Genomic DNA, 10,036 nt, shown 5'->3' on the forward strand with positions numbered 1-10,036 from the left:
GGAGTGTCAACGAAAAATCATACGTTTGTTTGAATTGTCTGGGCTGGCTCCAATACCTTGGCGGTCGGTATGCTTGGCCGGTTTGTGCCACGCCGGAGTTCCGTTGGCGCCGTAAGTAATCCGAGGAGGATCTGTGGAGTTTCTTGCTGACTATGCAAGCTTTCTGTTGAAGACCGTAACGTTGGTGATCGCCGTCGTGGTGGTGCTGGTTGCAATCGCTGCGTTACGGCGTGGGCGTGGCAAGCAGACGGGCGGGCACCTGGAGGTCCACAAGCTCAACGACTTCTACAAGACGATGCGCGAGCGTCTCGAACAGTCGCTGATAGACAAGGATCAGCTCAAGCTGCAGCGCAAGCGCGAGGCGAAAGTCGAGAAGCTGGCAAAAAAGAATCCGCAAAGCCGGCCACGTGTATTCGTGCTGGATTTCGATGGTGATATCAAGGCATCTGCCGTAGAGAACATGCGCCACGAAATCACCGCATTGCTGACGCTGGCAACCCCGCAAGACGAAGTGGTGCTGCGCCTGGAAAGTGGCGGTGGCATGGTGCATGGCTACGGCCTGGCCGCCTCGCAATTGGTGCGTATTCGCGATGCCGGCGTGCCGCTGACGGTCTGCGTGGACAAAGTGGCGGCCAGCGGCGGCTACATGATGGCTTGCATCGGGCAGAAGATTCTCTGCGCGCCCTTCGCCATACTCGGCTCGATCGGCGTGGTGGCGCAGTTGCCCAATCTCCATCGTCTGCTGAAAAAGCACGACATCGACTACGAGATGCTGACGGCAGGCGAGTACAAGCGGACGCTGACCGTATTCGGTGAGAACACCGAGCAGGGCCGGGAGAAGTTTCAGGAAGATCTGGAAACCACCCACGAGCTATTCAAAAACTTTGTCGCCCGCTACCGCCAGCAGCTGTCCATTGATGAGGTGGCAACCGGCGAGGTCTGGCTGGGTATCGCTGCGCTCGGCAAACAGCTGGTTGACGAACTCAAGACCAGCGATGAATACCTGGCCGCACGCTCGCACGAGGCGGATCTGTTCCAGCTGCATTACGTAGAAAAGAAAAGCCTGCCCGAGCGGTTCGGTATGGCGATGGGTTCAGTCATGGAGCGCGGCCTGCTCAAGGGCTGGAGCCGGCTGAATGAACAACGATTCTGGCAATAAGGGGATAACAGATGACAGCTTTCAAAGCACTGCAAGTCAGCGAGAACGCCGATGGCCGTTTCAACGCCCAGGTGGTCGAACGCACCACTGCTGACCTGCCGGTCGGCGAGGTGCTGATTCGCGTCAGCTACTCCTCGCTCAATTACAAGGATGCGCTCTCGGCCAGCGGCAACCGTGGCGTTACCCGCAACTATCCGCATACGCCGGGTATCGATGCCGCCGGCACCGTGGCCGAATCCAGTGTCTCGGAGTTCGCTCCGGGCGATGAAGTCATCGTCACCGGCTATGACCTGGGCATGAATACCGCCGGTGGTTTCGGCCAGTACATTCGAGTGCCGGCAGCATGGGTGATCAAGCGCCCCAGCGGCCTTTCACTGCGTGAAGCGATGATTCTCGGCACGGCAGGCCTGACCGCTGCGCTGTGCGTAGACAAGCTTGAGCAGGCGGGTCTCGAACCCGGTGAAGCCCCCGTGCTGGTAACGGGTGCTACCGGCGGTGTCGGCAGCATCGCGGTGATGCTGCTTGCCAGCCTCGGTTACAAGGTTGCTGCGGTGACCGGCAAGGCCGATCAGGCTGAGTTCCTGAAAGGTCTTGGCGCCAGTCAGATTGTGGAACGTGCTGCGTTGCAGAGCGGTGTGGAAAAACCCCTGCTCAAGGAGCAATGGGCGGGCGCAGTGGATACGGTGGGTGGCGATATCCTGTTCAACGCGGTGAAATCGCTGCAGCGTGGCGGTAGCGTTGCCTGTTGCGGCCTTACCGCTGGTGTCGGTTTCCAGGCCAGCGTTCTGCCGTTCATCCTGCGTGGCGTCAACCTGCTGGGTGTCGATTCGGTAGAGATCCCGTTGGTGGTCAAGGCCTCCATGTGGGACAAGTTGTCCCTGCAATGGAAGCTGCCGAACATGGACAGGCTGGTGCAGGAGATCACGTTGCAAGCGTTGCCTGAGGCCATCGAGCGCATTCTTGCCGGCCAGCAGGTAGGTCGCATGCTGGTTCGTCTGGACTGAACGTGCAGTGCCAGCCCGTGACACCCGAGCGGGCAGAATCACGGCTATAGGCTTCATAGCCATTATCGATTTCGTTGTTGCGTTCGATTGAGAGAAGCTAATGCAACTCTTGAACGCAACAGCAGGAATCGATCATGAAAGCACTGGCAAAGAAGATACGGGAACGCTTCGTTCGCAAGCACTCAAAGGAAATGGTTCCCGGCGACCACCCCAACTTCTGGATGTACCAATAAGAGAAAACCCGCCGAGGCGGGTTTTTCTTTTACACCTGCGACCAGCTATCAGGCCTGGCGGCGGCGAAACAGCGGTAGCGGTTCGTCGGTGGCCGCCTGATAGGTCACCGAGAAGTCCTTCAGTCCCTGCAGAGCGTCGTAGGGATCGCGGTCCGGACGCACGGCGAAGGCGTCGAAACCGCATCGGCGCATATAGAACAGCTGATCGCGCAGTACATCGCCAATCGCCCGGATCTCACCCTTGTAGCCGTAGCGTTCACGCAGCAGGCGCGCACTGGAATAGTGGCGACCATCGGTAAACACCGGAAAGTTGAGCGCGATGACCTGAAAATGCTGCAGATCGTTGGCGATTTCTTCCACAGCTTCATCGGCATCCAGCCAGACCCCGAGGCCGCCGTCACGTGCTTTCAAGGCATGAGCGTGTTCGAGCCACAACTGGAAGGGCACGATCAGATCGTCGCTATTGGTCAGCTCGTCCAGCGTCACGTTGCGAGGCAGCAGGTGCCAGCTTTCATCGATGACCTGATCGTCCTTAATGATTCGCTGCATAGACACGCTCCTTGAAGGGGTCGATACCGATACGGCGGTAGGTGTCGAGAAACTGTTCATCTTCGGTACGTTGCTCCACATAGACGTCGATGATCTTTTCGATCACGTCAGGCATTACATCCTGGGCGAAGGATGGGCCGAGGATCTGACCCAGGCTGGCGTTGCGACCTGAGCTGCCCCCGAGGGAGACCTGGTAGAACTCGGCGCCTTTCTTGTCGACCCCGAGAATACCGATGTGGCCCACGTGGTGGTGGCCACAGGCATTCATGCAACCGGAAATGTTCAGATCAAGATCACCAATGTCGAACAGGTAATCCAGGTCCTCGAAGCGACGCTGGATAGCCTCGGCAATGGGGATCGACTTGGCGTTTGCCAGCGAGCAGAAATCACCACCCGGGCAGCAGATGATGTCGGTCAGCAGGCCGATGTTCGGTGTTGCCACGCCCAGTTCACGCAGCTCGTGCCACAGCTCGAACAGACGTGACTGCTCAACGTCAGCAAGGATCATGTTTTGTTCGTGGGAGTTGCGCACTTCGCCGAAGCTGTAGCGATCAGCCAGATCGGCAATGGTGTCCAGCTGCTTGTCGGTGACATCGCCAGGGGCAACACCCGTGCTTTTCAGCGATAGCGTAACCGCGGCATAACCGGGCTTCTTGTGCGCCACGACGTTACGCTGGCGCCAGCGGGCAAATCCCGGATGCACGGTATCGAGCTGGGCGAGGGCGGCGCTCTGGTCTTCCAGCGCCTTGTAGGCCGGGTCGACGAAGAACTTGCTGACACGTTCGACTTCCGCGTCGTTCAGCGTATTGGGACCATCCTTGAGATATTCCCACTCGGCCTGGACGCGCTCGGCAAACACTTCCGGCGTGAGTGCCTTGACCAGGATCTTGATGCGGGCCTTGAACTTGTTGTCGCGGCGGCCATAGCGGTTGTACACCCGCAGAATGGCGTCGAGATAGGTGAGCAGGTGCTGCCAGGGCAGGAACTCATTGATGAAGCTGCCGACGATGGGGGTGCGGCCCAGGCCGCCGCCGACCGATACGCGGAAGCCCAGCTCACCGACGTCGTTCTGCACCGCTTCAAGGCCGATGTCGTGAACTTCGATGGCAGCCCGATCACTCACGGCGCCATTGACGGCAATCTTGAACTTGCGCGGCAGGAAGGCGAATTCCGGATGGAAGGTCGACCACTGACGAATAATTTCGCACCACGGACGTGGATCGACCAATTCATCCTTGGCCACACCGGCGAACTGGTCGGTGGTGGTGTTACGGATGCAGTTGCCGCTGGTCTGAATCGCGTGCATCTGCACTGTGGCCAGTTCGGCGAGGATATCCGGCACGTCTTCCAGCTCGGGCCAGTTGAGCTGCACGTTGGTCCGGGTGCTGATGTGCGCGTAACCCTTGTCGTAGTTGCGGGTAATTTCCGCCAGCTTGCGAATCTGGGTAGAGGACATCAACCCATAGGGCACGGCAATGCGCAGCATCGGCGCATAACGCTGGATGTACAGGCCATTCTGCAGGCGCAGTGGCAGGAGCTCTGCATCGGTGAGTTCGCCTGCGAGGTAGCGGCGAATCTGATCGCGGAACTGATGTACGCGATCTTCGATGATGTGCTGGTCGTACTGGTCATAAACGTACATGGAGTGTCCTGTTCTCAGGGCTGTCTACAGCTTGTCGCGCGCACGGCCGCGCACCCATTGAGGGAAGGGCGGCAAGATACCAGTTACCGGTTATGCGCAAAAGTGATGTTTGGGAATATGTTTAGAACGAAATGGTGCTTTTCGGGTATTTACACTGTCCGGGTTGAGCGCCTTGCCTGCTTGGTCTTAACTGCCATGCATGAGGTTTGGATAAAGGAGCAGATCGATGAGTGAGCACTCCAACCGCAACAATGACAGCAGGGCGGACGCCACCGCCATTTTGCTGCTGATTATCCTGGCAGTCGCGACGGCGGTTTTCTGGGTCAGCCAGCAGTAAACATCACTCACTGCCCCCTCATCACAATCCGGCGATATACAGCACCAGCTTGACGATGCCGAGAATCGCGAGAATGAAGACCAAGGTAAAGCCCACCCCCAACAGGATGAATTGACTGGGCTTGCCCTGGCTGAAGTCGCGTGCGCGGTTCTTGCCACTCTGCACCCCCAGCGCACCTGCCAGCACGCTTTGCAGCATTTGCCGCAACGTGAGCGTCTTGCGCTCCTGCTTGTCAGTCATAGGCACCTCGAGAGCATTGTCTGCTGCAAGTCTAGTCGTGGAATACGTAGAGTGATCTGGACATCATGCCGGCGGCTGTCGGCGATCATTTTTTTCAGCGGTCGGTCGCCGTAGCATGCGCGCGGCCTGCGGTCGTTTATCCGCAGGGTTTCATTCAGGCAAGGAGATGCGAGTTGAGTCATTACGATCTGGACCCCCTGACAGCCCTGCAAGCCAAGGAGCAGGCGCAGAAACTGGCCTTTGCGCCAGTGGCCTTTCAGGCGGCACGCAGCCTCCGGGAGTTGGGCATTCTGGCAATTCTGGACGAGGCAGGGCCTGCCGGACTGGGAGTCACGGAGATTGCCAAACAGAGCGGGGTGTCCGAATACGGCGTCAAGGTGCTGCTGGACATGGGCCTGAGTGCGCTGATCGTCACCCACCAGGCTGATAACTATCGACTCGCGCGTCTGGGTCATTTTCTGCTCCACGATGCCATGACGCGCGTCAACATGGATTTCACTGCGGACGTCTGCTATCGAGCCATGGCGCATCTGAGTGCGGCAATCCGCAATGGCCGCCCGGAAGGGCTGAAAGAGCTGGGCGACTGGCCCACCATCTACGAGGGCCTGGCGCAGCTGCCCGAACCGGCGCGGCAAAGCTGGTTTGCCTTTGATCACTACTACAGCGACCGGGCCTTTCCCGAGTTGCTCAAACGGGTATTTGCCCACAAGCCGAAGCGGATCATCGATATCGGCGGCAATACCGGCAGATGGTCGTTGCAGTGTTGCGCCCATGATGCCGAAGTGCAGATGACCATCGTCGATCTGCCGCGCCAGCTCGCCCTGGCGATGGACAATGCCCGCGAACGCGGCTTTGCCGACAGGATTCACGGCCATCCGATGAATATCCTCGATGAAGGCCAGGCGCTGCCCGAGCAGGGGGATATCTGGTGGATGAGCCAGTTTCTCGACTGTTTCTCGCCCATGGAAATTCTGCGCATCCTGCGGCGTGTTCGCGCTGCCATGCAGCCGGATGCCCACGTCTACATCCTGGAGCTGTTCTGGGATCGTCAGCAGTTCGAGGCAGCAGCCTACAGCCTCAATGCCACCTCGCTGTATTTCACTTGCCTGGCCAACGGCAACAGCCGCTTCTATCGCAGTGACGACTTTCTGGCCATTGTCGAGGAAGCGGGTTTCGCCATTGTCGAGCAGGTCGACGATATCGGACTGGGCCACACACTGCTGCGGCTTGGGGCTGGTTGAGCGCAGCGCCGTTCAGCGACTGCCCTTGAGCCAGTCCCACAAGCCCAGGGAGTGGCCGGGCAGCAGATCAATGCCGAGCGCGGATTTCAGCACATAGAGCAGGACCAGCCCCAGCAGCACCGAGAAAAACAGGAGCATCGTGATCGCACCGGCCTTGGCTGCCAGCGACAGTTTCTGCTGTGCGCGTGACAGGCTGCGTTTGTTGCGCCCGGCGACCACCACGAAATAGTACTGGGTGCGCCAGAGGTTGAAGGTGCCACGCAGATCCAGTTTGTGCCGTGCCCATGAGCGGGTAGCGAGCGCACTGCGCAGGCCCTGCAGTTGTTCATCGGAGAAACTTTCACGCAACTCTTCGGGGAGTCGCTGTTTCAGCCCGATGACGAAGGGGTCGAGTTCCAAGGACGTAGCGCGAGGGGTCGAGTCGGGTGCGAGCATGGGTTGAGGCCAGATTTCGAGAAGGAATGAATGATAGCCGTGAGCGCCTGGGCGTTTGCTCCCGTTGCGTCGTAAATCACGTTGCTGTGCGCCAAACGGGCGAAACGTTTTGTAAGGGGCTGGATGGAACGCTACGGCAGAAAGGCTATCGATAGTTCTCACTATCAACACTCAGGAGCTTGTTTTGTCTCGCATTCTTTTCCTCACGGGGCTGTTGGCGCTTCCGGCATTTGCGGCCGAGCCCGTTCTCTATGGTCGTTACGAACATATCAAGGTTGAAGAAATCGGCAAGGTTCTGCCTGCCAAGATGGACACCGGGGCCATGACAGCATCGCTCTCGGCGCACGATATCGAACGATTCCATCGCGACGGTGAAGACTGGATTCGCTTCCGTCTGGCCGTCAAAGGCGCCGACGATACACGTTATGAAATGCCTCTGATCGGTATCAGCCAGATCAAGTCGCGCGCCGAAGAGGCGGATGAGATCGATCTTGATGGCGAGCCGCCGCGGGTCGAACGGCCGGTTGTCGGCATGCAACTGTGCATCGGCAACGAGCTACGCGAAACCGAGGTGAACCTCACTGATCGCAGGCATTTCAGTTATCCACTTCTGATCGGCGCAAAAACCATCCGCGACCTGGGCGCTGCGATCGACCCTGCGGACAAATACACGGCAGGTCAGCCAGCCTGTTGAGATGAGATCGGCAGATGGGCTTCGGGCTCATGAGCTTGCACATCCGTGATTGGCGGAAGGCTAGACAAGAGCTTGCAGCGCCAGGGTCAGGGTTGTGAAGTCGGGGCGTTGCGCGGGTATATCCCGCAGGCACTGCTGTTTGAGCACAGACAATCGCTGCAGGCGCGGGTCGTGTGCGCTGTCATCACACCGCTCCAGCAACTCTTCCAGCAGATAGCCGAACGCCCTGGCTTCGAGCTGCTGCAGCATCCGCCCTTCATTACCGTGCGGGTTATGGAAGGAGGCTGCACCGAAATCGCTCAGCAAGGTTCTGCCAAGTGGATCGACAAGCAGGTTGTGGCCGTACAGGTCGCCATGAAGAATGCCGCGCTCATGCAGATGCCCGATGGCACTGGCCACGCTGGTGGCGATGCGCAGCACCTGTTCGGCATCAAAGCGTTGCTGCGGCGCGTAACAGTCGCGCGTGCAGCTGGCGAGCGATGGTGGATTGGCCAGCACCTTGAAGGCTGGGTCGATCAACTCCATCAGCAACCCTGGCGGGGCATCTTCGCGATCGGCCAGCGGCCCGGCGATACGGATCAGATTCGGGTGCTCGCCTGCTGCGATGCACGCGGCCATTTCGCTGTGCGGCAGGCCATCGCTGGTCAGGCTGCCTTTGAACAGCTTGGCGGCCATGGCTCTTGCTGCCTGTGCGGGTGGCTGCCAGTCGGCACGATGGATGACGCCAGAAGCGCCTTGGCCGAGCACTTCACCCAGAACGAGGTGCTCACGTGTGATCGGCGGCAGCGGATGCTGCGCCAGCACTTCGGCTTCGATGGCATCGCTGAACGGGTTGCCGGCAAAGGCGAGCCAGCTCAGGCGCGGCATTGTCAGTAGCCAGGCGGGCAGATCGGGCAGGCGATTGGCCGCGATGCGCAGCAATTCCAGCTGCTGGCAGTTGCCGAGTGTTGCCGGCAAGGAACGCAGGCGATTACCGGCCAGCATCAGTTTCTGCAGCCGCTCGCACTGACCGATTTCTGCAGGCAATTGTTCGAGCCGGTTGTCGGTCAGGATCAGCCAGCGCAGCTTCCGGGGCAGGGCGCTAGCCGGCAGGCTGTGGATGCGGTTGGCCTTGAAGCCCACCATTTCCAGCGCAGGACAGTCGCCGAGTACCGAGGGTACTTCGTTGAAGGCATTGTCCGAGCAGAACAGGATGCGCAGCTTGTGCAGGCGTGGCAGATCCTCCGGCAGACTGGACAGCTGGTTGCCCGAGAGGTTGAGCACTTCCAGGCTGTCGGCCAGGGCGAAGATTTCAGGCGGGAATTCCGTCAGGCCTTCTGAAAGGTCGAGCCGGGTGATGCCTGCCAGTTCGCCGCGTCTGAGGGCTTCCAATGTGTGCATTGCTTGTCCTGGTATCCGCTGGGCGCCTGCTATGACCAGCAACAGCGCGGGTCGTGCCTTTAGCCGGCAGCGATTTTTCTCGGTGCCTTGAGTGCCTGCTCGGCGCGGGCGCGCAACTGACCGCAGCCACCGTCGATATCCTGACCGGCGGAGTTGCGTACCTTGGTCAACACACCGTTTTCATGCAGGTAACGCATGATCTGGTGAATGCGCTCGGCGGCGGGGCGCCGGTAGGCGTCATCATCCAGGCTGTTGTAAGGAATGACGTTCATGATGGCGAACTTGCCCTTGAGCAGGCGGATGATGCCGTCCATTTCCGCCTGGCTGTCATTGATGCCTTTGAGCAGGGTCCACTGGTACTGAATGGGATAGTCCACCTCGCGCGCATAGGCTTCGCCCAGTTCGACCAGTTCGGCGGGATCGAACTGCGGTGCACGTGGTAGCAGGGCCTGCCTCAGTGTCGCGTCGGTGCTGTGCAGCGAAAGTGCCAGGGCGGGTTTGACCTTCTGCTGCGGCAACCGCTCGAAAATCCTCGGGTCACCAACACTGGAGAACACCAGGTTCTTGTGCGCAATGCCGCCATCGGTGCCCAGCAGGTCGATGGCTTCGAGCACGTTATCGAGGTTGTGCGCTGGCTCGCCCATGCCCATGAACACCACTTTCTTCACCGGGCGAAAGCGTCGGGCGAGGGCGACCTGGGCCACGATTTCGGCGCTACCGAGCTGACGCAGCAGGCCACTCTTGCCAGTCATGCAGAACACGCAACCCACCGCACAGCCGATCTGACTGGAGATGCACAGGCCGCCACGCGGCAGCAGAACGCTCTCGATCAGCTGGCCGTCGGCCAGCGCCACCAGCAGACGGGCAGAACCATCCTCTGCCGGGTGTTCTGAGCGCAGGCTGGCCAGGTCCTCAACGGTTTTGCTGATGGCAGGCAGGCCGTTGCGCACCGACAGAGGCAGAAAGTCTTCGCTTTTCTGGTGGCGAATGCCGGCATCCAGCGGTTGGCCCTTGAGCCAGGCACGGGTCATCTGACCGATGTGCACGGGCTTGGCGCCGATATCGGCAAGCTGCTGGTGGATGTCTGGAATGCGCATAGGGCGCGCATTCTAACAGAGCATG

General features: G+C 59.7%; 10 protein-coding genes. 4 read left to right on the forward strand and 6 right to left on the reverse strand.

What is annotated here, in order from left to right:
• The first annotated feature begins 133 nt into the window (after window positions 1-133).
• Window positions 134-1,159: a protease SohB gene (sohB, locus tag NAV32_RS16180; protein ID WP_256053827.1), complete on the forward strand. Its 1,026-nt coding sequence runs from the start codon at window positions 134-136 to the stop codon at window positions 1,157-1,159.
• Between the two features lie 11 nt (window positions 1,160-1,170).
• The gene (locus tag NAV32_RS16185; RefSeq protein ID WP_256053828.1) at window positions 1,171-2,163 is read left to right on the forward strand and encodes a YhdH/YhfP family quinone oxidoreductase; all 993 of its coding nucleotides are present in this window, start codon (window positions 1,171-1,173) and stop codon (window positions 2,161-2,163) included.
• 281 nt (window positions 2,164-2,444) lie between these two features.
• Here NAV32_RS16185 and NAV32_RS16190 read toward each other — a convergent pair whose 3' ends face one another.
• The 3 genes from NAV32_RS16190 to NAV32_RS16200 all read right to left on the reverse strand — a co-directional run bounded on the left by NAV32_RS16190 (window position 2,445) and on the right by NAV32_RS16200 (window position 5,164).
• Window positions 2,445-2,945, reverse strand: coding sequence for a DUF934 domain-containing protein (locus NAV32_RS16190; RefSeq protein WP_256053829.1), 501 nt, complete (start codon window positions 2,943-2,945; stop codon window positions 2,445-2,447).
• Entirely contained in the window at window positions 2,929-4,587 is a 1,659-nt protein-coding gene (locus NAV32_RS16195; protein ID WP_256053830.1) for a nitrite/sulfite reductase, read from the reverse strand. Before NAV32_RS16195 ends, NAV32_RS16190 begins: the two co-directional genes overlap by 17 nt.
• A 358-nt stretch (window positions 4,588-4,945) precedes the next feature.
• Window positions 4,946-5,164 carry a DUF2970 domain-containing protein gene (locus tag NAV32_RS16200; protein WP_256053831.1) on the reverse strand — a complete coding sequence of 73 codons (219 nt, stop codon included), beginning with the start codon at window positions 5,162-5,164 and terminating at the stop codon, window positions 4,946-4,948.
• 173 nt (window positions 5,165-5,337) lie between these two features.
• Here NAV32_RS16200 and NAV32_RS16205 point away from each other — a divergent pair, with 173 nt between their 5' ends.
• Window positions 5,338-6,405, forward strand: a complete 1,068-nt coding sequence (locus NAV32_RS16205; protein ID WP_256053832.1) for a methyltransferase — start codon at window positions 5,338-5,340, stop codon at window positions 6,403-6,405.
• 12 nt (window positions 6,406-6,417) lie between these two features.
• Here the strand turns inward: NAV32_RS16205 and NAV32_RS16210 are convergent, their stop codons facing one another.
• The gene (locus NAV32_RS16210; protein ID WP_256053833.1) at window positions 6,418-6,840 is read right to left on the reverse strand and encodes a 3-phosphoshikimate 1-carboxyvinyltransferase; all 423 of its coding nucleotides are present in this window, start codon (window positions 6,838-6,840) and stop codon (window positions 6,418-6,420) included.
• Window positions 6,841-7,024: 184 nt separating this feature from the next.
• Between NAV32_RS16210 and NAV32_RS16215 the strand changes: the two genes are divergently transcribed.
• Window positions 7,025-7,534, forward strand: coding sequence for an ATP-dependent zinc protease (locus NAV32_RS16215; protein ID WP_256053834.1), 510 nt, complete (start codon window positions 7,025-7,027; stop codon window positions 7,532-7,534).
• Between the two features lie 60 nt (window positions 7,535-7,594).
• Here NAV32_RS16215 and NAV32_RS16220 read toward each other — a convergent pair whose 3' ends face one another.
• Window positions 7,595-8,914, reverse strand: a complete 1,320-nt coding sequence (locus tag NAV32_RS16220; RefSeq protein ID WP_256053835.1) for a leucine-rich repeat-containing protein kinase family protein — start codon at window positions 8,912-8,914, stop codon at window positions 7,595-7,597.
• A 59-nt stretch (window positions 8,915-8,973) separates the two neighbouring features.
• The gene (locus NAV32_RS16225; RefSeq protein ID WP_256053836.1) at window positions 8,974-10,011 is read right to left on the reverse strand and encodes an RNA methyltransferase; all 1,038 of its coding nucleotides are present in this window, start codon (window positions 10,009-10,011) and stop codon (window positions 8,974-8,976) included.
• Window positions 10,012-10,036: the final 25 nt, after the last annotated feature.

Source organism: Stutzerimonas stutzeri, from assembly GCF_024448695.1.
Classification (GTDB): domain Bacteria; phylum Pseudomonadota; class Gammaproteobacteria; order Pseudomonadales; family Pseudomonadaceae; genus Stutzerimonas; species Stutzerimonas stutzeri_T.

Excerpts from the sequence above, each read along its gene's own strand:
- NAV32_RS16210 (WP_256053833.1), bottom strand. The coding sequence starts at position 6,840 with ATGCTCGCACCCGACTCGACCCCTCGCGCTACGTCCTTGGAACTCGAC.
- NAV32_RS16195 (WP_256053830.1), bottom strand. The coding sequence starts at position 4,587 with ATGTACGTTTATGACCAGTACGACCAGCACATCATCGAAGATCGCGTA.
- NAV32_RS16220 (WP_256053835.1), bottom strand. The coding sequence starts at position 8,914 with ATGCACACATTGGAAGCCCTCAGACGCGGCGAACTGGCAGGCATCACC.
- NAV32_RS16225 (WP_256053836.1), bottom strand. The coding sequence starts at position 10,011 with ATGCGCATTCCAGACATCCACCAGCAGCTTGCCGATATCGGCGCCAAG.
- NAV32_RS16190 (WP_256053829.1), bottom strand. The coding sequence starts at position 2,945 with ATGCAGCGAATCATTAAGGACGATCAGGTCATCGATGAAAGCTGGCAC.
- NAV32_RS16200 (WP_256053831.1), bottom strand. The coding sequence starts at position 5,164 with ATGACTGACAAGCAGGAGCGCAAGACGCTCACGTTGCGGCAAATGCTG.
- NAV32_RS16185 (WP_256053828.1), top strand. The coding sequence starts at position 1,171 with ATGACAGCTTTCAAAGCACTGCAAGTCAGCGAGAACGCCGATGGCCGT.